At 51.6% G+C, this 22320-nt stretch carries 22 protein-coding genes and 1 tRNA gene; 12 read left to right on the plus strand and 11 right to left on the minus strand.

Annotated features, from left to right (window positions below):
* Window positions 1–10: 10 nt before the first annotated feature.
* The 3 genes from K8942_02800 to carB form a co-directional block, all read right to left on the minus strand.
* The gene (locus K8942_02800; protein ID UPA23118.1) at window positions 11–397 is read right to left on the minus strand and encodes a hypothetical protein; all 387 of its coding nucleotides are present in this window, start codon (window positions 395–397) and stop codon (window positions 11–13) included.
* A 59-nt stretch (window positions 398–456) separates the two neighbouring features.
* On the minus strand, window positions 457–1011 hold the full coding sequence (greA, locus tag K8942_02805) for a transcription elongation factor GreA (protein ID UPA23119.1): 555 nt from the start codon (window positions 1009–1011) through the stop codon (window positions 457–459).
* An 80-nt stretch (window positions 1012–1091) separates the two neighbouring features.
* The gene (gene carB / locus K8942_02810) at window positions 1092–4331 is read right to left on the minus strand and encodes a carbamoyl-phosphate synthase (glutamine-hydrolyzing) large subunit (protein UPA23142.1); all 3240 of its coding nucleotides are present in this window, start codon (window positions 4329–4331) and stop codon (window positions 1092–1094) included.
* A 135-nt stretch (window positions 4332–4466) separates the two neighbouring features.
* Here carB and K8942_02815 point away from each other — a divergent pair, with 135 nt between their 5' ends.
* A complete protein-coding gene (locus K8942_02815) occupies window positions 4467–5318 on the plus strand; it encodes an S-layer homology domain-containing protein (GenBank protein UPA23120.1) in 852 nt (283 codons plus the stop codon).
* A gap of 98 nt (window positions 5319–5416) precedes the next feature.
* Here K8942_02815 and K8942_02820 read toward each other — a convergent pair whose 3' ends face one another.
* The 3 genes from K8942_02820 to K8942_02830 all read right to left on the minus strand — a co-directional run bounded on the left by K8942_02820 (window position 5417) and on the right by K8942_02830 (window position 8871).
* The gene (locus tag K8942_02820) at window positions 5417–6412 is read right to left on the minus strand and encodes a DMT family transporter (protein ID UPA23121.1); all 996 of its coding nucleotides are present in this window, start codon (window positions 6410–6412) and stop codon (window positions 5417–5419) included.
* 69 nt (window positions 6413–6481) lie between these two features.
* Window positions 6482–7840, minus strand: a complete 1359-nt coding sequence (locus tag K8942_02825) for a glycosyltransferase family 39 protein (protein UPA23122.1) — start codon at window positions 7838–7840, stop codon at window positions 6482–6484.
* Complete coding sequence (locus K8942_02830) at window positions 7837–8871, minus strand: hypothetical protein (protein ID UPA23123.1); 1035 nt, start codon at window positions 8869–8871, stop codon at window positions 7837–7839. Before K8942_02830 ends, K8942_02825 begins: the two co-directional genes overlap by 4 nt.
* 162 nt (window positions 8872–9033) lie before the next feature.
* Between K8942_02830 and atpD the strand changes: the two genes are divergently transcribed.
* From atpD to atpG, 9 genes are read left to right on the plus strand one after another with little or no spacing between them, the layout of a single operon-like run.
* Entirely contained in the window at window positions 9034–10413 is a 1380-nt protein-coding gene (gene atpD, locus K8942_02835) for a F0F1 ATP synthase subunit beta (GenBank protein ID UPA23124.1), read from the plus strand.
* 36 nt (window positions 10414–10449) lie between these two features.
* Complete coding sequence (atpC, locus tag K8942_02840) at window positions 10450–10866, plus strand: ATP synthase F1 subunit epsilon (GenBank protein ID UPA23125.1); 417 nt, start codon at window positions 10450–10452, stop codon at window positions 10864–10866.
* A 6-nt stretch (window positions 10867–10872) separates the two neighbouring features.
* Window positions 10873–11223, plus strand: coding sequence for an AtpZ/AtpI family protein (locus tag K8942_02845; protein ID UPA23126.1), 351 nt, complete (start codon window positions 10873–10875; stop codon window positions 11221–11223).
* A 3-nt stretch (window positions 11224–11226) separates the two neighbouring features.
* Window positions 11227–12006, plus strand: a complete 780-nt coding sequence (gene atpB, locus K8942_02850) for a F0F1 ATP synthase subunit A (GenBank protein ID UPA23127.1) — start codon at window positions 11227–11229, stop codon at window positions 12004–12006.
* Between the two features lie 48 nt (window positions 12007–12054).
* Complete coding sequence (gene atpE, locus K8942_02855) at window positions 12055–12312, plus strand: ATP synthase F0 subunit C (GenBank protein UPA23128.1); 258 nt, start codon at window positions 12055–12057, stop codon at window positions 12310–12312.
* Between the two features lie 22 nt (window positions 12313–12334).
* Complete coding sequence (gene atpF, locus K8942_02860; protein ID UPA23129.1) at window positions 12335–12844, plus strand: F0F1 ATP synthase subunit B; 510 nt, start codon at window positions 12335–12337, stop codon at window positions 12842–12844.
* Window positions 12841–13275 carry a F0F1 ATP synthase subunit delta gene (locus K8942_02865; protein ID UPA23130.1) on the plus strand — a complete coding sequence of 145 codons (435 nt, stop codon included), beginning with the start codon at window positions 12841–12843 and terminating at the stop codon, window positions 13273–13275. Before atpF ends, K8942_02865 begins: the two co-directional genes overlap by 4 nt.
* Entirely contained in the window at window positions 13262–14824 is a 1563-nt protein-coding gene (atpA, locus tag K8942_02870; GenBank protein UPA23131.1) for a F0F1 ATP synthase subunit alpha, read from the plus strand. Before K8942_02865 ends, atpA begins: the two co-directional genes overlap by 14 nt.
* Window positions 14825–14853: 29 nt before the next feature.
* The gene (atpG, locus tag K8942_02875; GenBank protein UPA21989.1) at window positions 14854–15789 is read left to right on the plus strand and encodes an ATP synthase F1 subunit gamma; all 936 of its coding nucleotides are present in this window, start codon (window positions 14854–14856) and stop codon (window positions 15787–15789) included.
* Window positions 15790–15813: 24 nt separating this feature from the next.
* On the opposite strand, the gene K8942_02880 is transcribed toward atpG, so the two are convergent.
* The 3 genes from K8942_02880 to mnmA all read right to left on the minus strand — a co-directional run bounded on the left by K8942_02880 (window position 15814) and on the right by mnmA (window position 18566).
* Window positions 15814–15901, minus strand: a tRNA-Leu gene (locus K8942_02880).
* Window positions 15902–15992: 91 nt separating this feature from the next.
* Entirely contained in the window at window positions 15993–17384 is a 1392-nt protein-coding gene (locus tag K8942_02885; GenBank protein ID UPA21990.1) for a sortase, read from the minus strand.
* Between the two features lie 81 nt (window positions 17385–17465).
* Complete coding sequence (gene mnmA / locus K8942_02890; GenBank protein ID UPA21991.1) at window positions 17466–18566, minus strand: tRNA 2-thiouridine(34) synthase MnmA; 1101 nt, start codon at window positions 18564–18566, stop codon at window positions 17466–17468.
* 72 nt (window positions 18567–18638) lie between these two features.
* Between mnmA and K8942_02895 the strand changes: the two genes are divergently transcribed.
* The gene (locus K8942_02895; protein ID UPA21992.1) at window positions 18639–19706 is read left to right on the plus strand and encodes a DUF5671 domain-containing protein; all 1068 of its coding nucleotides are present in this window, start codon (window positions 18639–18641) and stop codon (window positions 19704–19706) included.
* 79 nt (window positions 19707–19785) lie between these two features.
* A complete protein-coding gene (gene prfA, locus K8942_02900; GenBank protein UPA21993.1) occupies window positions 19786–20847 on the plus strand; it encodes a peptide chain release factor 1 in 1062 nt (353 codons plus the stop codon).
* A 1-nt stretch (window position 20848) separates the two neighbouring features.
* Here the strand turns inward: prfA and K8942_02905 are convergent, their stop codons facing one another.
* On the minus strand, window positions 20849–21703 hold the full coding sequence (locus tag K8942_02905; protein ID UPA21994.1) for a bifunctional 5,10-methylenetetrahydrofolate dehydrogenase/5,10-methenyltetrahydrofolate cyclohydrolase: 855 nt from the start codon (window positions 21701–21703) through the stop codon (window positions 20849–20851).
* 18 nt (window positions 21704–21721) lie between these two features.
* A complete protein-coding gene (tmk, locus tag K8942_02910) occupies window positions 21722–22306 on the minus strand; it encodes a dTMP kinase (protein UPA21995.1) in 585 nt (194 codons plus the stop codon).
* Window positions 22307–22320: the final 14 nt, after the last annotated feature.

Consider the following 22320-nt stretch of genomic DNA (forward strand, 5'->3'; position numbering starts at 1 on the left):
TTTCCACCAGTTAATCCATCTGACTCAAAATATCTTCAGCTGCTTTTTCTGCTGCTGTCTGGTCGGCGACTTCCTTACTGCTGAGTTCTTGGCGCTTCCGGTGCCGTTCTTCCTCGACTCCTTCCAGATCTACCGCTGCCTGTTTCTCGATCTCCGGAGCGTACTTTGCATCAATAGCAGCCAACTGATCTTTTTCATTGGTAAGAATCGTCCGTAGTTGCGTCACCTGATCGGGGGTCATCACCGGCAGGATATCAATCCAGTACTGTCTCTCTGTGTTTGTCATGCTCTCCGATGCAAGGACCAGATCCACAAGATCCGGATATTGCTCACGCACCTCGGGCGGAACGGTGACGACGCCTGAAGCGTCCGTTGCAGTTGTTGTGTCATCACTCATACAGAAAGAGTAGTGCAAGTGTTGCACATCGTAAAGTTATAGAGAGTCGTCAGCAGGAATCAGGCAACTTTCACAATTTCAAACTGCACGATGCCGGACGGTGTGTGGACTTTTACTTCATCGCCGCGAACGTGACTGAGCAAAGCCTTTCCGATAGGGGATTCGTTGCTGATTTTGAAGTCGAACGGATCAGCTTCTGTTGCGCCCACGATGGTGTATGCCTGCTCTTCGTTTCCGGACAGGTCGCGGACAGTCACCGTCGAACCGATGTTCACTTCTTTGCCGAGTCTGTCGGATTTGTCGGTGATGATTTTTGCGCTCTTGATCTTGTGCTCAAGCTCCAGAATGCGTCCTTCAATAAATGCCTGCTCGTTTTTTGCTTCTTCGTACTCAGAGTTTTCCGATAGATCTCCGTAGGAAATAGCCTCTTTCAGGCGCTGTGCAACTTCTCTGCGGCGCGTCTCCTTCAAATGTTCAAGTTCATCTTTCAACTTCTTCAAACCTTCTTTGGTGACAAATGTCTCATCGTCATCATCAAAAGGGGATGTGCCGGTTGAGGCGCTGTCGCTGGAAGTAACAGCTGAATCGTCGAGGAAATCGTCTGATGTAGGCATAGTGCCGCGTAGTATAAAGAGGCTGGATGGGGGATACAAGGCCAGTTTCTGTGTTTATTCCGCTATGGAAGGGCTTTTCCCTATTTTTGCAGTAACTGCGGCCAGGCCATGGTTGGCAGCTGATCCGGCTTTTCTGTCTGCAATGCTTCTACAATGCGCTTCAGGAGCTGGACGTTTGTGATGAGGGGAATGCCGCGATCGGTCGAAAGGCGGCGCATGAAGTAGCCGTCCGTCTGTTCCTGTGTGCTTTCATGCATCGGGATATTCACAACCAGGTCCACGCGGCGGTTTTCGAGATATTCTTTGATATTCGGGCTGCGCGGCTCGGAGACTTTGTGCAGCATCACCGACGGAATATTGCGGGCCTTCAGGAATTCGTGGGTGTTGAGGGTGGCATAGAGAACGAATCCCATATCGTGCAGTGTCTGCATGGTCGGAAGCAGGGAGACCTTGTCCTCCAGGCGGCCGATCGTGAGGATGATGTTCTTCTGGGGGATTTTGAAACCGACTGCAAGGAGTGCAATGAGCAGAGCCTGTTCTGCACTCTCCCCGAAACACGCGACTTCACCGGTGCTGACCATTTCCACTCCCAGACGCGGGTCGGCTCCTTTGAGACGTGAGAAACTGAATTGCGCAGCTTTCACGCCGACATGGTCCAGATCCAGTGTCTGGTACGAAATGCCTGTCGGCGCCTTCCCAAGCAGTGCTTTTGCTGCAAGGACCGCGAAGTTTTCGCCGGTCACCTTGCTTGCAAACGGGAAGCTGCGCGAGGCGCGGAGGTTACACTCAATTACTTTCAGTTTATTGTCGCGTGCAAGGAACTGAATGTTGAACGGTCCGGAAATGTTCAGGCCCTTTGCAATTTTTTTGGCGATTACTTTCAGTTTACGGATGGTTTCGATGTGTACACGCTGCGGCGGAAGCACGAGCGTTGCATCCCCGGAGTGCACCCCGGCATTCTCCACGTGCTCAGAAATAGCATAGAGGAGTAGTTCTCCGTTCTGTGCGACGCCATCAAACTCAATTTCTTTGGCATTTAATTCAAATTTGGAAATCACGACCGGTGCGTCCTTGCTCACAAGAGCCGCCTGATCCAGGAAAGACTGCAGGTCATCTTCCGAATGCACCACTGCCATCGCCGCTCCGGAGAGCACGTAGCTCGGGCGCACAATCACCGGGAAATTCACACTGCGCGCAAAAGTCAGCGCAGAATCAAAGTCGGTAAATTCCTTCCATTCCGGCTGATCCACCTCCAGTGAATCAAGGAGTTCACCGAATTTATTACGGTCTTCCGCGCGGTCAATGTCCGCAGGATCTGTTCCGATAATTTTGAGTCCTGCCTTGGCTAGTTTCGGAGCCAGGGAGTTCGGAATCTGTCCGCCCATCGAAACAACCACTCCTTCCGGCTGCAGAAGATCTGCAATGTCGCGGACACGTTCTTCTGTCAGCTGTTCGAAGAAGAGAAGATCGCATTCATCGTAATCCGTACTTACTGTTTCCGGATTACTGTTGATCATCGCCACTTCGTATCCCTGTTTCTGGAATTCATGCACGGTCTGCACGCAGCACCAGTCGAACTCCACAGACGAACCAATAGAATACGGGCCGCCACCGAGCACAATCGCACGCGGCTTTCCCCCTGCCTTGAAGGTAACGTCATGTTCCGTGCCGTGATACGTGAGGTACAGGTAGTTGGTTTGTGCCGGGAATTCTCCTGCAAGTGTATCGATCTGTTTCACGACCGGTACGATGCCGAGCTCCTTGCGGAGTTCACGGATTTTTTCGGCCGGGACATTCACTGTTTTTCCAATCGAGACGTCGGAGAATCCTGCTTTTTTCAGATTGCGGAGAAGAGTTTCGTCTATTGACCCGCCGGCACTCTGCTTCACGAGGACTTTCAGAAGATCGGCACAGGCTTTGATCCGATCCAAAAACCAGCGGTCAATGCCGGTTGCGATATTCACTTCTTCCACACTCCATTCACCTGCAAGCGCTTTTGCCACCGCAAACATTCTGCGCGGCGTCGGGCGTTTTACTTCCTGCGTCAGGTTATCGAACGGGAAGGGGATCGGGTACAAACCGTCTGCACCGATATTCAGCATACGCAGAGCCTTCTGCAGTGCTTCTTCAAATGTACGGCCGAGTGCCATCACTTCTCCCACCGATTTCATTTCGCTCGTGACCTGATCCGATACGTGACGGAATTTCTGCAGATCCCAGCGGGGGATTTTCACCGCAACGTAGTCGAGCGCAGGCTCAAAGTCTGCACAGGTGACTTTTGTGATCGCATTGCGGATGCTTGGCAGTGTGTACCCGAGTGCCAATTTTGCAGCGACAAACGCGAGCGGGTATCCGGTTGCTTTGGATGCGAGTGCGGAGCTGCGGCTGAGACGAGCGTTCACTTCAATCACACGGTATCTGCGGGACTTCGGATCGAGAGCAAACTGGATGTTGCATTCTCCGACAATGCCGAAGTGACGGATCACTTTGTGCGCGAGCGAGCGCAGCATCTGATGATCTGTGTTATCAAGTGTCTGGCTGGGGGCAACGACAATCGACTCACCCGTATGAACGCCGAGCGGGTCGACGTTTTCCATATTACACACGGTGATGCAGTTATCGGCGCTGTCGCGGACAATTTCATATTCAAGTTCTTTCCATCCGGTCAGGTCTTCCTCGACCAGCACCGTGCTCGATTCCACGTACGAGGTGCCGAGCAGTTCTTTCAGTTCTTCCATGTTCGACGCACGGCCGCTTCCCTTTCCACCGAGTGCGAATGATCCGCGGACAATGACCGGGAAGTTGATCTGTTCAGCAGCTTTGATCCCTTCATCCACCGTTGCACAGGCAAACGAGCGGGGAACACTCACATCAATGGTGCGCAATTCTGCGTTGAACGCCGCGCGGTCTTCCGTTTTGCGAACGCTTTCAATAGGCGTACCAAGAATTCTCACATTGTACTGACGCAGAATGCCGGACTCATCCAGCTTCATGCCGCAGTTGAGTGCAGTCTGTCCGCCGAAGCTGACAGAAATAGCATCCGGCTTTTCCTTCTTGATCACCTCTTCCACAAACTGCGGTGTGACCGGCACGAAGTACACAGTGTCTGCCAGTCCCCAGCTTGTCTGGTTGGTGGCGATGTTCGGGTTGATCAGCACCACACGCTTGCCCTCTTCCTTAAATGCTTTAATAGCCTGACTGCCTGAATAGTCAAACTCACCGGCTTCACCGATCTTCAGAGCACCGGAACCAAGAAGAAGAATCGTTTTTATTTCCGAAAAATCGTCCCGTCCGCCTGTGGAGGCGGTAACGGGGGCCATCGGTGTATCCGATCCTGTCATGTCCGCGGGAGAGTACCGAAGAAAAAGAGTGATGGCAACACCGTCTTTTTGAAAAACAGCGGGAGGATTTCGCGATTTCACGCATCCTCTGTTACTATCGGTTCCATGCGAAAGATGCGATCACTCCTTCTCCTGACAAGCATCGCCATGGCATTGCCCGTCCAGGCGGCAACGTCGTGGGAACTACTGATGGATGAAGCAGATGTCTGGGAAGGTGTTATTCGCGAAGATATCGTGGAACAGAATGCACAAGACGCAGATGCTATTTTTCAAAACAGCAAAGAACTGTTTCCGGATCTCTCTCATCTGCAGGATGAACCATCGAGCGTGCTTGATGAAAAGCGCGACGAACGCACGGCAGGACTGTTGACGATCGATGTCTACGGCATCACTGTCACGCTTGCTGATGTGCCTATAAAAGAATGGTTCGCTCCTTACATCCGCGCGATTGCCGAAAAAGGTCTCGTCTCCGGTTACCGCGATGCAGCCGGTACGCCGACCGGACGTTTTGGTCCTGCAGACAATGTGACCATTGAACAGATGGCAAAAGTTGTTGTGTCTGCCATTGGCGTCTCTCCCTCTGATTGTCTCAAGCCGACGGTGAATGCAACCGCATCCGGAAGCTGGTCCGCTCCATATTTTTCCTGTGCAGAGGAACGTCAGTGGCCGGTCTACGGCGATGGATCTGTTGATGCACATCGTTATGCAACGCGTGCGGAAGTCGTCACAACGTTATTGCAGGCTTATAGCACAGCACCCGATACGGGAACGGGAGTGGTGTTCACCGATGTGTCACCAACCATGCAGTATGGTTCATATATCACACAGGCAAAACTGGATGGCATTATTTCCGGATACACAGACATCAATGGCGAAGCGACCGGACTCTTCGGCCCCACAGATCCCGTCACACGCGCAGAGTTTGCAAAAATTGTGACGCTGGCTATGCAGGTCTACGGAGAATGATTGTTGTTCGTTGTTTTGTTGCTCGTTTCTGGTTTGCTTGAATGTTCTATGCCACTAAAAAGCGAGCAACAAAAAACAATCCAACAAGCAGCATCGCATCACGGCACTCTCTGCTTCAGATGCATTTCCAGGTGTTCTTCATCCGGATGTGCGCCGATCACCTCGAGGAGAATTGTTCCCAGAATAATGAAGGCGCCACCAAGGTAATGATACCACGCAATCGGTTCACCGAGGTACACGAACGCAAAGAGAATGCTGCCGATAATACCAAGGCTACCAACCAGTGACACTGTTGTAAGTTCCAGTCTGTCGATTGCCTGGTAGTAGGTGACACTGTTCAGAAAACGTCCGATGAACGCAAAGCCGAGCAGGGCAGGAATGAGAGTCGGCGGGAAATCTGTCACTTCGCTGATGAACGGATGTGTGAGGAATGGGGAGACCACGAAGAAGGTCGCAATAGCAGTCGTGCTGCGCATGAGGAGGGCGACGTGTGGTTCAATGTGCGAGAGATGCTTGCGGTAATAAATACTTCCCGCTGCGTACCCGAGGGATGATGCAATAACGAGGACATCTCCAATCTGCAAAGACAGTCCTTCTGTGAATCCGCGGAGAGAAATAACAACTGTTCCCGCAAGAATCGTGAAAATAGCCGCATGATGCGCGGAGGTGATTTTTTCTTTCAAGACGAATGCGGCAAGGATGACAATGAATACCATCTGCATGTTCGAGTAGAACACGGCGTTCACAGCTGTGGTGTAGTAGAGACCTGCAAACAGCAGCATCGGTCCGGCGACACCGTTTAAGAAGGAGACAACCGCCAGCCAGACAAGATCCGTACGGTGCATGTGCAACACGCGCTTGACAACCGGCAGGAATCCATAGGAAAAGAGCACGAAAAATGCAGTCAGTACCTCGCTCACAAACATCAGGGACAACGATGACAATGCAGACGTCAGAACTTTTGCAAAGCCGGTAAACGTCGATCCGGAGATAGTGCTGATGCTGAGCGCAATCCAGCCTGCGGCCTTTTCCGCATCTTTTACTCCCTCTCTTTTATGGAAGAACGGCCGTGGGGGAAAGGGGATTGTTAACATGTGTATTTCAAAATATTATAACACAAATACATTAAATATGCAAATACAGACCAGACAGGCACTCTGTGGTTACTGGATGTTTTTTGGCTTATACACGGTACAAATCCACAAGATCATTAATGCCGCCGGAATCATCAACTGCCTGTAATACGATTCGCCATTTGCCAGAAAGGCGGCATTCGGCGTGAAAATATACGTACCGAGGATGATCAAAAGACTCAAGAATCCCCATAGCCCAAGAAGCAAAACCGACCGGTCCGCCCGCTCATCCTTTTTCCATGTTAGCCAGAGAACGAGGGTAGATGCTACAGCAATGCCGTACCAGACAGCTCCCATCGACCCGCTGGCAAAAAGACCAGAGAATATATCGTCGATGACTTCCGGATGCCATTCAATCCGCGAGTCTGATGCATGTGGTGTGAGGCCCATACCCTGACTGAGCAAAAATAGCGGAAAGGGCAAAGACAAAAGAAAGCCGACTATCAATGGTGTGCGGTGCGTCAGGCGATTCTCTTTTGTGCGCATGGCAAGGAGGACCAGCAGGAGCCATGGTGCCCATCCGACAAAGAGCCCTTCTGATTTCGTCCAGACACTGGCTGCAACAAACACTGCAGACAGCATCAGCCAGCGTCGATCATTGTCTACGCTGCCGATCCAGAGCGTCAGGAAAGAAAGACACAGGAAAAGGACAAGGGGGAGGTCTCCGTACCCCTGTGAGAGGTGAAATGCGAAAAGCGGAATACTGGTGAGTAGTGTCACCGCGAGCAGTGCACTGTCTGTTCCTTTCTTTTTCTGAAGCAGCAAAAATATTGCGATGAAGAGCGAACATGTCAGGAAGAAATGAATCGCATTCGCACTGCGGTCATTCCAGTCCCTATTTCCCTCGTTGACGGTGATCTGCAATGCATGAAACAGAATAGGATACTGCGGCTTCGCAACGCCCCGCACTTCGGTTGCATCAAACGCAACCGCATGATCATAAAAAGACACTTTCGAACGCATGGTCCAGTTTGTCAGGCTGTCGATGTGGTACGTCGGCAGCAGGACGCCGTGCACGAAGGAAAACAGGAGCTGCAGACTCAGGAGGGTGATACAAACAGCGCGGGCTATCAGACGCAAACGATTTCCTGCTGCAGGAACCGTCTCTCCGGCGTATTGGATAAATCCGACTACAGACTGCCTGCGGAAAAGAATGGCTGACAGAAAAAGAATGAGCGTATGGCCGATGAAAACCGACCAGAAGAAAAGTGGGATTCCAAAGAATGTGCAAAGGAAGATGATGATCGCATTTGCAAGAGCACCCAGCGGCAGGCCGAGAGATGCAGACAAAAGACTTCTTTTTTTCGATTGCAGTATGAGCGATGCAATCAGTGTTCCTTCCAGGACAAGAACAAGGAGCCAGAAGAGGAAGACAAAAAAGGGGATCATCGGGTGAGGGAATAGAGAGCGGTGCCGTCCGGGAACGATTCAATGAGTGTGGCAGGATGATTGATACTTCCGCAGCGGAGGTTGCCGTTGTCATCACTCCAGTTGAGATCATGTGTCACAACGACGTGTGTTGTTGCAGGGAGAAGCTGGCCGCTCATGGTGACCGGCAGCGGATACACCAGATACCGGAGAAGCTTTGCGTAATAGTCTGTACTGCTGAAACAGACACTGGCAGCTGCGGGAGATCGTGTGAGCGCGGCATGCTTCTTCAGAGCATCTGCAACGTTGTACGTATCCCCGGCTTGCCCGAAGCCATGAGTTGTTATCCATTCCTTCACATGCGTGAGCGAATGAACGGTGAGATCTGTCGTAAAGCGTGCACTATAGAAAAGAAGTCCGGCAATCAGTGTCAGAAAAATGGCCGGAGCTGCAGCAGATTTCTTTCTGATGATGAAAAACAACGTACTCATCAGAAGAAGAATGCCGAGAATCAATGCAAATGAGGTATTGAGAACTCTGTAGCCATGCAGCAAATGCATAGAGGATACCCAATACGGTTCTATAGAAGAAAACTGCAGAAAGGCTGCCGAAACGGTATCCAGAACACTGGCCGGGAGAATCGTCATCTCAGAGAACTGTGTGTCTGTCTGAACCGACGGACTCAGGAAGGACAGGTAATAGAGATGTGACGACGGTGTCCAGTTTGGAAGGGTCCGCAGATCAAGAGTGGCAGTACCGTTCCTGTCCTCCGGCAAAATAAAACTGTTCATATCTGCCGGGTTATACGTCTGGTCCGGATTCATAATGACAACGTAGCCGTTCAGATCCACCCCTGATGTGTACCCTATTTTCAAAAACGCTCCCGCGCCTTCGACTATTCCGTCTGCGGATTCCTGGTAGCTGGAGAGAATGGTGTACTGATCAGAAGACAGTGCGCGGACCGGACGAATATGTGTATCAGCAGAAAAAGCGGGCGTCGTCTGCAAGACGAAACCGATGCAGCAGACAGGAAGGATGATGCGCCAGCGCATGCTCAATACTATAACAGGTCTTTTGGGAGAAGCAGACTGATTTTAGAGGTCGCGCTCGGCGTGGAAGTCCCTCGTTTAAAAGTCTCCTCAAAGACCCTTGGAAAAAATGGGGACCTCTGCTAGCGTCTTCAAAAGCCAATGTATATTTTCCCTTCTTTGTTTATGTCAGGATCAGTTGTACAGGTGGTTGGAGCGGTTGTGGACTGCGCGTTCCCACAGGGGACAAGTCTGCCTCCCATCTATTCCGCACTCACTGTCCCGGTTGGAAAAGAGACGCTTACCCTCGAAGTGCAACAGCACATTGATGGTGGCGTTGTTCGTACTGTCGCGATGGGATCGACTGATGGTCTGACCCGCGGTGCCGTTGTCGAAAACACAGGCAGCCCCATTACCGTGCCGGTTGGACAGGAAACACTCGGACGCATGTTCGATGTGCTTGGTAACCCGATTGATGGACTTCCGCCAGTCAAAGCCAAAAAGCGCTATCCGATTCACCGCCCTGCTCCCAGCTTTGACGACCAGTCCACCGAAACCGAGATTCTCCAGACCGGTATTAAAGTGATCGACCTCATCTGTCCGATTCTAAAAGGAGGAAAAGTGGGACTCTTTGGAGGTGCGGGAGTGGGAAAGACCGTGATCGTGAAAGAGCTCATCCACTCCGTTGCATCCGAGCACGGAGGGTATTCTGTCTTTGCCGGTGTGGGAGAGCGCTCCCGCGAAGGAAACGATCTGTACTACGAAATGAAAGAATCCGGCGTTTTGGACAAAACATCCCTGGTCTTCGGGCAAATGAACGAGCCACCTGGACCCCGTTTGCGTGTGGCGCTCTCCGGTCTCTCTATTGCTGAATACTTCCGCGATGAAGAACACCGCGACGTGCTGCTCTTCATTGATAACATCTTCCGCTTCACCCAGGCGGGTGCCGAGCTTTCCGCTCTCCTCGGACGCATTCCGTCCGCTGTGGGTTACCAGCCGACACTCGCCAACGAAATGGGACAGGTTCAGGAGCGCATTACCTCCACCAAAAACGGTTCCATTACGTCCGTACAGGCTATTTACGTTCCTGCGGATGACTTTACCGATCCGGCTCCGGCTACAACCTTCGGTCACTTGGACTCCACCATCGTGCTTGCACGCAGCCTTGCCGAACTTGGTATTTACCCGGCTGTCGACCCGCTCGAATCTACCTCTACAGTGATGACCGCTTCCGTTGTCGGACAGGAGCACTACGACACCGCCCGCGGTGTACAGAAAGTGTTGCAGCGCTACAAAGAACTTCAGGACATTATTGCGATTCTCGGTATGGAAGAACTGTCCGAAGAAGACAAGCGTGCCGTGCAGCGTGCCCGCAAGATCCAGCGCTTCCTTAGCCAGCCGTTCTTCGTGGCCGAAGTCTTTACTGGTGCACCCGGTAAGTTCGTGCCGCTCAAGGAAACGGTCCGCAGCTTCAAGGCCATTCTCGATGGTGAATATGACGATGTCCCTGAACAGGACTTCTATATGAAGGGAGGTATCGAGGAAGTTCGCCAGAAAAAGAGTTGATTTCCATTCCTGATCCCCAATCTCCGATCACCCACCATGCGTGTTGAATTGATCACCCCCGAAGGCACTTCCTACAGCGGCGACGCTGTGTCCGTCACTGTCCCCAGTGGCATGGGAGAAATCACGATTCTGGAAAATCACATCCCTCTCATGAGCAATGTGATGCCCGGCACCGTGATTGTCCGCAAAGATGGCGAAGAGCTGTACTTTGCAGTGGCACGCGGCGTGGTACAGGTTGAAAAGCACGGATTGATGATCCTTGCTGATGGTGCGGACCGTACCGACGCATTGGAAGAATCTGCAATTGAAATTGCAAAGAAGCGCGCTGAAGAACTCAGAAATGAGCGCCGTAATGATGAAGAAGCCTTTGCTGATGCCACTGCGTTGCTCGAGCGTGAAATTGCCAAGCTCGCATCGCTGCGCCGCCTTCGTTCCCGTCGCCGTTCCATTTAATACCCTATGGACACCACACCTACAGAATCACAGGCAGCCACTCCTCCCGATGTGTCGCCAATGGATAGCACGTGGCTCGGGCTCAACTTTGCCTGGGAACTCGGCTACACCATTGCCATTCCGGCAGTCATCTTTGGTATCGGAGGCGCGTATCTGGACAAGTATATGAATACGTCGCCACTCTGCATGCTCTCGGGGTTTGTGTTCGCCTTCCTGATCTCCACTATCTCCATCACGAAAAAGATCCGCCAAATCCTTAATCAAATGCCAAAAGTCCTTCCGAAAAAACCAGATCCCGTGAAGAAAGAAATCAACGAAAGCGATGAATTCCACGAATTTTTCCGCCCCAAATCCTAATTCATGGCAGCGTTTGCAACTCCTACACTGGCATCCGAAACGATCTTCCACATTGGAACGTTCGATGTTCGCAATACTCTGCTGATGGCATGGCTCGCCATGCTGTTCCTGTTGGTCATTGCACTTGCCACCAGAATGACCGGTTACAAAAAGCTGCCCGGGCGCTTCCAGACCCTCATGGAAATCGGCGTGGAAGGGCTCTATAACTTTTTTGGATCAGTCATCCAGGATGCCAAACAGACCAGACTCTTCTTCCCGCTCCTCGCCACCATTCTGATTTTCGTGGTGACAGGAAACTGGATGGGAATTTTCCCCGGAGTGGGAAGCGTCACTATCAAAGGAATGCACGAAGGACACGAAATGATGATTCCTCTGTTCCGTTCCATGAACGCAGACGTGAACATGACTCTCGCAATCGCTCTCATTTCCATGATCAGCGTGCAGGTGTTCGGTATTGGGGCGCTTGGATTCAAGCACTACGCTGGAAAATTCTTTGTGCCGCCCTGGAAAGATCCCGTGGGAACATTCGTGGGACTTCTTGAACTTATTGGTGAGTTCTCCAAAGTGATCTCCTTCAGCTTCCGTCTGTTTGGAAACGTGTTTGCAGGAGAAGTGCTCCTGGTGGTGATTGCCTACCTTGTTCCCTACATTGCCCCGGTTCCGTTCCTTGCAATGGAAATTTTCGTGGGCCTTGTACAGGGATTGGTGTTCTCACTTTTGACCGCAGTGTTCCTGAAGATCGGCGCCACAGCCCACGAAAGCCACGAGGAAGCACATGCATAAGATAGCGTCTTATTTACTTTTTTATCCCTTTATTTCCCCCCTTACAGTATGGATCCCGTAACAACCGCCGCAGACGCAGCTAACCTGCTTGCGGACAAAAACTTTCCGGTCGCCATTACCATCGGTTTTGGCTCACTCGGTCCTGCCATCGCCATCGGTTTCATCGGTGCAAAAGCCGTTGAGGCCATTGGACGCAACCCCGAAGCAGGTGCACGTATTCAGACTTTCGCCATTCTCGCAATCGCGTTCGCTGAAGCTGTCGCCATCTACGGACTCGTTGTAGCCCTCATCATGAAATTCGTCTAAATCAGCTCCTCCTTCATATTCCATGGAAATTATTGAGACCCTCGGCATTGACTGGCAGCTTCTGCTGGCCCAGATCATCAACTTCGGCATCGTGCTCGTCCTTCTTATGAAGTTCGTGTACAAGCCGCTCCTCCGTGTCATCGACGCCCGGCGTGATGCCATCCGTCGTTCCATGGAAGAAGCAGCGGAAATCGACCGTCAGAACAAGAAGATGGAAGAGACCCGCAAAGAAAAACTTCAACTGGCCGACAAAGAGGCTGGAGCAATTCTGGAACGCGCTAAGCAAGAAGCGGATGCTCTACGCGCCGATACGGTTATCAATGCAAACAAAGAAGCTGAGCAGATTATTGCCAAGGGCGAAAAGCAGCTCGAACAGGAGCGTGCACGCGTCTTTGGAGAAGTACAGGAAGCGATGACTGCTTCCATCATTAAGCTGTCTGAAGAAATCATCCGCCGCGAATTCACGAAGGAAGACCAGGCACGCCTGATGAAGCACATTGAAAAAGAACTTCCCGCTCTCATGAAACTATGAAGATCAAGCCCGAGCACATTGCACAGGCCCTTGCCGATCTGAGTCTGACCATTCCTCAGGAGCAATTCTCTGATGAAGTGGATAGCGCCCTCATGTATATGCGTCAGAACAGTCCCGGTAAATCCATCCGCCAGTTTCCCTACGTTCTTGAGCGCGTTCTTCGCCGCAAAGGTCGAATGTTTTCGGCCGTTCTCTCTACGCCGACCGGGGAGCCGGGAGAACATGCGACAGCTATCCAGAAAATCCTGGAAAACCATTTCAAGCATGAAGTCGAACTCGACGTTGTTGCCGATCCTTCACTGATTGGAGGTGCCGTGCTGCGCGTTCAGGATGAACTCTTTGACCTCAGTGCTGCAGGCGCACTCGAACTCCTGCGTTCCTATCTCGTCTCACATTCACATCATTCCACACCCTCACATGAGTCTCAGTAATGCTCTTCTCAAGACGCTCGATGAGCGCATCGCTCAATACAAGCCCGACATTAAACACGAACACGTGGGCACAGTCGTGCAGGTGGGTGACGGTATCGCGAAAATCCGCGGCCTCTCCAAAATCGGATCATCTGAAATGATCGATTTCGGCAATGGCATCTTCGGAAGCGCACTGAACCTCGAAGAAGACACCATTGGTGCTGTTATCTTCGGAGACTTCAGCCAGGTGAAGGAAGGAGACACAGTGAAGGCCACAGGCCAGATTCTGTCTGTGCCGGTAGGGGAGGCATTGATCGGACGTGTGGTTTCTCCGCTCGGAGAAGTGAAGGACGGCGGCCCGGAAATCAAGACGACGAAAATGTATCCGGTCGAGAAAATCGCTCCGGGTGTTATCGAACGTCAGTCTGTCGGTGTACCGATGCAGACAGGAATCACGGCTATCGACGCCATGATCCCGGTCGGACGCGGACAGCGCGAGCTCATCATTGGTGACCGTCAGACAGGGAAAACTGCCGTCGCCATCGATACCATCATCAACCAGAAAAAAACCCAGAACACCGATCGCCCCGTCATCTGTGTGTACGTCGCCATCGGTCAAAAAGAATCCAAGGTGGCAAAGATTGTTGCGGATCTCCGCAAGAACGGCGCCATGGACTACACGATCGTTGTGTCATCCTCCGCTTCTGAATCCGCAGCTCTTGCGTACATCGCTCCGTTCGCGGGCACTGCGATGGCCGAGTACTTCGTGGATCAGGGCAAAGATGTACTGATTGTGTACGATGATTTGTCCCGCCAGGCTTGGGCTTACCGCCAGATTTCTCTGCTGCTGCGCCGTCCACCAGGACGCGAAGCGTATCCCGGAGACGTGTTCTACCTCCACTCCCGCCTCCTCGAGCGTGCGGTGTGTCTGGATGAAAAGCACGGCGGGGGATCGCTGACAGCTCTTCCGATTATCGAAACACAGGCCGGAAACATTTCCGACTACATCCCGACCAACGTGATTTCCATCACCGATGGTCAGATTTTCCTGGAATCCGATCTCTTCTATAAAGGAGTTCGTCCGGCTGTAAACGTCGGAACATCGGTGTCCCGTGTGGGATCTGCTGCCCAGAGAAAGTCGATGAAGAAAGTGGCAGGACGTCTGCGTCTCGATTTGGCGCAGTTCCGTGAACTTGCTGCATTCTCGCAGTTCGGTTCCGATCTGGATGTTGCAACCCGTAAACAGCTGGATCGTGGTGCCCGTCTGACAGAATTGCTGAAGCAGGGGCAGTACATGCCGTACTCTGTCGGTGAACAGGTCTCCATGCTCTACGTAGCAGTCAACGGCCTGCTGGATCGCGTTCCTGTAGCGGAGGTAAAAGCATTCTCCGATACCTTCCTGGAATTCCTGAATAAGAAGCACTTCTCTTTGCTGGAAATCCTCGATAAAGAAATGACGCCGGAAGCAGAAGAGCAGTTGAAGAGACTGATTGGTGCATTCGTGGAAGAAAAGTACCCGACGCCGGTTGAAGTCGTCGATCCAAAGACTGCAAAAAAGCCCGCAGTCTAATACCAGTATTTCACTCCTGACATCTTTCCATGGGACGAAATCTCCGCGATATCCGGCAGAAAATTAAGGCGACCAAGTCGACCAAGCAGGTCACGAAGGCACTGGAAATGGTGTCTGGAGCCAAAATGCGCCGTGCCGTCCAGAATGCCCAGCAGTTGCGCCGTTACGCTCTCCATGCGTGGCGCATTCTACAATCTGTTGGAAAGATTCACGTGCAGGATCATCCGTTTTTGGCCCGCCATCCAGTTAAGAAAGTACTGGCTATCATGTTTACCTCGGATCGTGGTTTGTGTGGAAGCCTGAATGCTCAAGTGTTCCGTACATCCAATCAGTATCTGCAGGGCCTGGAAAAGCTCTCCAGTTTTGAAAAGATCGATTACATTACCGTCGGTCGCAAAGGGAATCTCTTTTTGCTCCGTCAGAATAAAAACGTGATTGCGACCTTCCCGGCGCTCTCCAACCACCCGACATTCAAAGACGTTCTGCCCATTGCACGTCTGGCCGAGCAGAGCTTTCTTTCCGGTGAATATGATCACGTCGTGCTGCTCTATACCGATTTCATCTCGCCCTTGGTGCAGGAAACCGCAGTGAAGGTCCTCCTTCCATTCTCCCGCAGCGAAATGCGCGATATGGTCACAAACATGCTCCTGAACCGCCGCATTTCCAAGGAGCAGAAGGAAATGAATGAAGAGCCGGTGGAAGATGTTTTGGAATACAAATTCGAGCCGTCCAAAGAAGAAGTGCTCAACACTATTCTTCCGCAGCTTACCGAAATTCAGATTTTCCAGGCCGTGCTTGAATCCGTTGCCTCCGAACACTCCGCCCGCATGATCGCCATGAGAAGCGCCACCGATAACGCATCGGATATCATCGATGATCTGACACTGATGTATAACCAGACACGTCAGACCAACATTACGGCAGAACTCTCGGAACTCTCAGCCAGTAAGGCTGCGTTGGATTAAAACGAAATAGGATTGCGAATCGGATGGTGCCGCCGCCCGGACTTGAACCGGGAAGACCTTTTACGGTCAGGAGATTTTAAGTCTCCCGTGTTTACCGTTTCACCACAGCGGCTTGGATAAGGAAATGAAACCTGAAAGAAGTATAAACAGGAATAAGCCTCTATCATAGTCTATTCCTCTTCTCTTCACTGTAACTCCTGCCCTTAAATCGGCAGTGTTCCCATCTTCGTCTTCGGTGCATCGTTTTCTTTGCGATGCTCGCCGACTTCCATCGGTTTGCCCGTCGTCGGATCCACTTCCTGCGCGGTGATAATCAGACGGCGTAAGGTTGTTCCAACGGGCGTACAGGTCATCAGAGTCGCTGTGCGCTTGCTGACCGGCTGATCCAGTACCGAAACATCACTTGGTCTGATTTCCTTTTTACCCTCAATCACGTAGCGGAATTTATCACCGCCGTAGTAGACCCAGTATTCGTCACCGACATTCAATTCGCCAAGGCGTGCGAAGATCGATTTAAATTTACCAGGTGCCCATGGGAAGTAAGAGCTATGACCGGTTACAAAGAAGTTTCCCGCCTGCCCCGGACGTGCGGTGCCCGGATAGTGCACAACACCGTCCTGCAGCGCGCTTTGAATATCCTCTTCCAGCGCAGCCCAATCTTCTTTGAGGAGATCAGCATTTGACGGCACTTCAATCGGGACATTCAGATTGAGTTTCGGGATAATCAATCGGTTTTCCGGCGGGCCGACTTCCGGCAAAAATGCCGTCAGGTCACCGCCATCACCTCCTGCGACTGCAAGAGAGGGGACATGCTTGAGCTTTTCTGAGAGTGAATCTGTTGCATCTGCCAGCTGTTTGCCGGACGTAACGTCTGTAAGAGGAGTCACATACGACTGTGCAATCGACCAGAAGCTCTGGAAGTTGAGTGATACGAACAGGACCACAAAGAGTGAGGCAAATGTGCCGCCGAAACGGACAGTATCGAGCAGAAAAAGTGTGCCGCGGCCGTACTGCTTCGGTTCGTTCTTTCTGCCCGGAACCCACACAGGCTGTGTCAGGAAAGACCACAGACGGATTGTTCCGTTCTTGCAGGACGCGAGGATCGTGCGGCTCGCCTGAATACTATCCACAATACTTGCCTGGTACTGACGTGAGCCCTCCGACAGCAAATCATTGGTCACTGCAAACATCTGGCCGCGTACATCGTTCCAGACATGTGCTGCATCCGCGACTTCTTCCTCACTGAAATTTTCATCCGTCCCTGCAAGCATTGCCGCAATCGGATCATGAATGACACTGCGGACCGGTTCCTCTTCGTATTCTTTCTCGGGAGTCGCTTCAACGATCTCCTCGGAGACTGTAAGCATCTGCGCCGTATCGTGCTCCGTATCTTCAACTGCAGTCCACGGGAGCGTCAGGCTTTTTTCCAGCTCTGCGGAATACCAGAGACCTTCTTCCATATCATTGAAGGATTGCTCTGTACGCACAGCACGGAACATCTCTTCTTTCGGGTCGTGCGGGCGGGCGCCCGGGAGAATAATATTCCCGTCGCTGTCGACTGTGGCCCGGTGGTTGGCGTCATGTGAAGGTATCAAGACAGTATAGCGGAAATCGTGACTTTTTGCACGGGGAAGAGACAGTGTAACACAGATGGAAAACAGGCGATGTACAGTATGTTAGACACCCTGCGTCATAACGCCACCTCCGACGACTTCCTGGCCTCTGTAAAGGACCAATGACTGACCGGGGGCAATGAGGTTTTCGTGGCCGGAAAAAGAAAATACACCCTTATTTCCAGTATACGTCAATGTTCCATTTTTGCGGGCAGACAGCGAACGCACACGGCACTCGAAGGTTGTCGGTTCATGCTCAGGCGGCTGCCACGACACCCAGTGAATATGTTCGAGCTCTACGCCGTTAATTCTCTGTGCGCCCTGCTCATCAACAATCAGTTCATTCGTCTCCACATTTTTGGATACAACTTCCAGCGGAATGGTCAGTCCACCAATGCCAAGTCCACGACGCTGTCCAATCGTATAGAGCGGCAATCCTGCATGTGTTCCCACAACTGTCCCGTCCTTCCGGACAATACGTCCTGGTTCAATGGCATCCGGGAGATAGCGCTTCAGGAATTCTGCGGGAGATTTTTCCGGGAAGAAACACAGGTCCTGACTCTCGCGATACTCTTCATCAAACGGAACGCCAAAATGTGCAGCGAGTCCGTACACATCACTTTTCTGCATGCCGCCGAGCGGGAACATCACCACGGACAGCTGTTCCTGTGTGAGTCCGTACAGATAATAACTCTGGTCTTTCGTACTGTCGGTCGCTTCCAGTAGCAAACGCCTGACTGTTCCATCGTTACACTCCTCCGTCGCAACGCGGGCGTAATGTCCGGTCGCAAGTTTCTCGCAGCCGTATTCTTTCATAATTTCAAGCAACTTCCCGAACTTGATGGTGCGGTTGCAGCGGATACAGGGATTCGGGGTCAGACCTTTCCGGAAGCCATCCAGAAACGGATCAACGACCTCTTCCTTAAATTCTTTTTCAAGATCGATGATGTGATACGGAATGCCGAGCGTCATCGCCGTCGCGCGTGCCCTTGATGCTGTCTGAGCGTTACAGCACTTGCTGGGGAGAATCTGTGCAATGCTTGGCGCGAGCGGATCAGTCCACAGCGTGAAGCGAACACCGACCAGTTCGTGCCCCTGTTCTTTGAGCATGTGTGCGACGACACTGCTGTCTATTCCGCCAGAGAGGGCAACGAGAATTTTCATGGAGCGACTATTCTACAAGAAAGCACGGCATATTTCTCGACAGAAAACCGATAAATCATTAGAATCCGGCATATGACTCAATTAAAAGACTTTATCGCCCACGCGCGCAAGAAAGGAATGGATCATTCGACCATTCGCATGCTTCTTTTGTCCGCCGGATGGAAGGAAAAGGACATTGCGGAGGCTGTCACCGAAGAAAGCCTCGATATGCCGATTCCGCTCCCGACTGACGGAGGAGGTGCCCGTGACGCTTTTTTCCATCTGCTGACCTTCGTATCGCTGTATACGACTGTCATCAGCACCATCATCCTGTTTTTCACGTACATCAACCACCTATTCCCGGACGCAGCACTTGAGCAGTATCCGACGGATACCACATGGATGGGCTCAACCATCCGCTGGTCTATTGCCGCTATTATCGTGTCCTACCCGCTGTTCATCTGGATCTCACGGATTCTGGTGAAAGAAATGAGTACACACACGGAAAAAGCAGTCAGTGGTGTGCGCCGCTGGCTCACCTATTTCACATTGTTTGTGACCGCCTCTGCGCTGATGGGTGATGTAATCACCCTCATTTTCTATCTCCTCGAAGGAGAGCTCTCCATTCGATTCCTCCTCAAGGTCTTTGTTGTTCTTGCCGTTGCAGGCACTGTCTTCCTCTATTACTTCCTGTCACTGCGCACACAGCCAAAGACTACGCAGGCATCAGGCCTGAATAAGCTTTTCCTCACGATTGCAACCGCGATTGTTGGTGTTGCTGTCGTCTGGGGCATTGTCCTCGCAGGATCGCCAGGCGCTGAGCGCGAGCGCAAGTTTGATGACCGCCGTGTCGAGGATCTGCGTGCTATTCAGAATGAAATCACGAATATTGCCTATGGCAATAAGCCAATACGCCCGGACGCTCCCGTTGTTGCTATTCCAAAGACACTTCAGGAAATCAGCGACCAGGCAGTCTATCAGAAATTGAACCTGACTGATCCGGAAACAGGCGCTTCTTACATTTATAACGTTCAGAGTGCCACTAAGTATCAGCTCTGTGCCACGTTCTCCTTTGAGCGCGATCTCAGTTACGACATCTTCTGGAACCATCCCGCAGGCGAACACTGTTTCGACCTGGATGCAGCAGAAACCACTCGGTAGTCTTAAAAGTCATATTTGAGCTCCTTTTAAATCAGGGGCTCGATATGACAGTCTTTCTGTTTTTCAGTATCATCTCTTCATGATCGAGCAGCTAAAAACACTGGCACAGGAATACGATTCGTTGCAAGCCTCCCTGCAACAGGAAGCCGTGTATAACGATCCTGCAAAAGTTGCTTCTATCAGCAAAAAACTTGCCTCCCTTGAAACCGCACACCGCCTCTATGAAGAGTATAGGAAGTGCGAACAGTCTCTGAAAGACACAACGGAGATGAAACAAGATCCGGAGATGCACAGTCTCGCAGTCGAAGAAGAGACGCAGATCACGAAGAAGCTGAAAGAGCTGGAAGCGGAAATACAGGTGGCACTCGTTCCGAAAAATGAAATCGATGAGCGCAACGCCATTCTGGAAATCCGTGCAGGAACAGGAGGGGAAGAGGCATCACTGTTTGCGGCGGAATTGATGCGCATGTATCTCCGTTTTGCAGAAACGCAGGGCTGGACAACGGAACTGATTGATAAATCCGATACGGACGGCGGCGGCGTGAAAGAAGTGATTATGAAAATAGGAGGAGCCGATGTGTATGGACACCTGAAATTTGAAGCGGGTGTTCACCGTGTGCAGCGTATTCCTGCGACAGAAAACAAAGGACGCGTACACACGTCCGCAGCATCTGTTGCGGTGCTGCCCGAAGCGGAAGAAACGGATATTGTCATCCGAGCGGAAGACCTGCGTATTGATACCTACCGTTCCGGTGGGGCAGGGGGTCAGCACGTGAATAAAACAGATTCTGCTGTTCGTATTACGCACATCCCGACCGGTGTTGTGGTGAGCAGTCAGAACGAACGTAGCCAGATTAAAAACCGTGCGTATTGTATGAATGTTCTGCGCACCAGACTTTTTGCGGCACAGGAAGAAAAGCGCGCGTCTGAACTCGGGAATCTCCGTTCGTCACAAATCGGAACCGGAGATCGCGGGGAAAAAATCCGTACGTACAATTTTCCGCAGGATCGCCTGACGGATCACCGCATCAATCAGAGTTTCCATAATCTCCCGGGAATTATGGAAGGGGATATTGGTGAAATTATCAATGCTCTGCGTGCATACGAAACAGAGATGCTGATGAAAGGAGCACAGGAATAATTCAGGACTTTCTTTCCAGCTGTCTCTCTTTCGCGCGGATGCAATTTTGCAGAAGTGAGGCAACAGTCATCGGGCCGACTCCGCCCGGCACAGGAGTGATTGCGCTTGCTACGTCTTTCACATTTTCAAAATCAACATCGCCGACAAGTGTATCGCCGACTCTGTTCATACCCACATCAATCACGACAGCGCCGGGTTTGATCATATCTGCAGTAATAAGATTTGCTTTTCCTGCTGCGGAAATGACGATATCGCCCTGGAGCGTGTATGAGCGCAGGTCATGTGTGAATTTGTGACACTGGATCAGTGTTGCATTGCGATTTACGAGCATGGTCCCAAGGGGCTTGCCAACAATATTACTGGCGCCGACAACCACTGCACATTTTCCTTCGATCTCAATGCCGTTCTGTTCAAGAAGAGAAATAATTCCTGCAGGAGTCGCAGGCGGAAGATGTTCGAAGTCACTGGAGAGAAACATTTTCCCGAGATTGTACGCAGTAAAGCCGTCAATGTCTTTGTACGGATCAATCTCCCGGAACAGAAGGGGCTCATTCTCCTGGAGCATCTGCGGAAGCGGCAATTGCAGAATGTAACCGGTCACATCATCATCCTCATTCAAAGTACGGATTGTTTTCATCAGCTCATCAAACGTGACACTTGCATCGAAATGAAGATGCTCGCGGCGCATACCGATGTCATCACAGCTCTGGAGTTTTTTACGGATGTAACTGTCGCTCGCCGGATCGTTGCCGATCTGGATAATCACCAGCTTCGGGTCCAGCTTCTTTACCATCGGTTTCAGCGAGGTGAGAATCTTGTTTGCAAGATCGGTGCCGGAAAGAATGCGGGCGGACATACGGAAAGTGTAGCGCGCTTACGACAGTGTGACGAGTCTCAGGATGTCATCCGCCACAAGCTCCTGTGCGCCGGTTGTATCGACCATCGGCAGTGCCAACGTCTGCATACTGCGCACATACCCATCGTAGACACGTCGCTGCAGGGAATCCTGACTCTCCAGCATATCTTTGCTCCCCCGGCCGTTTACACGCTCCATACAGGTTTCAAAAGAGGGGAGCGCTAGAATCTGCAGATCTGGTTGTATAAAATTTTTGTTCATATTGTCCAGCCATTTCACATCCAATCCGAGTGCTTCGCCGTATATCAGCGTGGATAGTGCATAGCGGTCAGAAATAACAGTTTTGCCGCTTTCCAGTGCCGGAAGAATGCCTTCGGCCACATGCCACGCTCTGTCTGCAGAAAAAAGCATCTGCAGAGCGTCAGCCGGGATAGCTCCCACTGCCAATTGCGCACGGATAAAAGCACCAATGGGGCCATCGGTGGGTTCCTGGGTCAGGAGAACATCGTCACCTTTTTCCTTCAAACGCTCCGCCAACAGGGCAGCATGTGTTGTCGTACCGCTTCCGTCGGGGCCCTCAAGAACTATAAATCTGCCACGCATACACTCGGAATTGT

It is taken from the genome of Candidatus Peribacteria bacterium (genome assembly GCA_023038255.1).
Lineage (GTDB): Bacteria > Patescibacteriota > Gracilibacteria > Peribacterales > Peribacteraceae > CALREJ01.

Coding starts and splice junctions, on each gene's coding strand:
- mnmA (UPA21991.1), bottom strand. CDS start 18,566: ATGAAAATTCTCGTTGCCCTCTCTGGCGGAATAGACAGCAGTGTCGTC.
- greA (UPA23119.1), bottom strand. CDS start 1,011: ATGCCTACATCAGACGATTTCCTCGACGATTCAGCTGTTACTTCCAGC.
- atpB (UPA23127.1), top strand. CDS start 11,227: ATGGCAGCGTTTGCAACTCCTACACTGGCATCCGAAACGATCTTCCAC.
- atpA (UPA23131.1), top strand. CDS start 13,262: ATGAGTCTCAGTAATGCTCTTCTCAAGACGCTCGATGAGCGCATCGCT.
- K8942_02825 (UPA23122.1), bottom strand. CDS start 7,840: ATGATCCCCTTTTTTGTCTTCCTCTTCTGGCTCCTTGTTCTTGTCCTG.
- K8942_02815 (UPA23120.1), top strand. CDS start 4,467: ATGCGATCACTCCTTCTCCTGACAAGCATCGCCATGGCATTGCCCGTC.
- K8942_02865 (UPA23130.1), top strand. CDS start 12,841: ATGAAGATCAAGCCCGAGCACATTGCACAGGCCCTTGCCGATCTGAGT.
- K8942_02830 (UPA23123.1), bottom strand. CDS start 8,871: ATGCGCTGGCGCATCATCCTTCCTGTCTGCTGCATCGGTTTCGTCTTG.
- atpG (UPA21989.1), top strand. CDS start 14,854: ATGGGACGAAATCTCCGCGATATCCGGCAGAAAATTAAGGCGACCAAG.
- atpF (UPA23129.1), top strand. CDS start 12,335: ATGGAAATTATTGAGACCCTCGGCATTGACTGGCAGCTTCTGCTGGCC.
- atpC (UPA23125.1), top strand. CDS start 10,450: ATGCGTGTTGAATTGATCACCCCCGAAGGCACTTCCTACAGCGGCGAC.
- carB (UPA23142.1), bottom strand. CDS start 4,331: ATGGCCCCCGTTACCGCCTCCACAGGCGGACGGGACGATTTTTCGGAA.
- K8942_02820 (UPA23121.1), bottom strand. CDS start 6,412: ATGTTAACAATCCCCTTTCCCCCACGGCCGTTCTTCCATAAAAGAGAG.
- prfA (UPA21993.1), top strand. CDS start 19,786: ATGATCGAGCAGCTAAAAACACTGGCACAGGAATACGATTCGTTGCAA.
- K8942_02905 (UPA21994.1), bottom strand. CDS start 21,703: ATGTCCGCCCGCATTCTTTCCGGCACCGATCTTGCAAACAAGATTCTC.
- K8942_02845 (UPA23126.1), top strand. CDS start 10,873: ATGGACACCACACCTACAGAATCACAGGCAGCCACTCCTCCCGATGTG.
- atpD (UPA23124.1), top strand. CDS start 9,034: ATGTCAGGATCAGTTGTACAGGTGGTTGGAGCGGTTGTGGACTGCGCG.
- K8942_02800 (UPA23118.1), bottom strand. CDS start 397: ATGAGTGATGACACAACAACTGCAACGGACGCTTCAGGCGTCGTCACC.
- tmk (UPA21995.1), bottom strand. CDS start 22,306: ATGCGTGGCAGATTTATAGTTCTTGAGGGCCCCGACGGAAGCGGTACG.
- atpE (UPA23128.1), top strand. CDS start 12,055: ATGGATCCCGTAACAACCGCCGCAGACGCAGCTAACCTGCTTGCGGAC.
- K8942_02895 (UPA21992.1), top strand. CDS start 18,639: ATGACTCAATTAAAAGACTTTATCGCCCACGCGCGCAAGAAAGGAATG.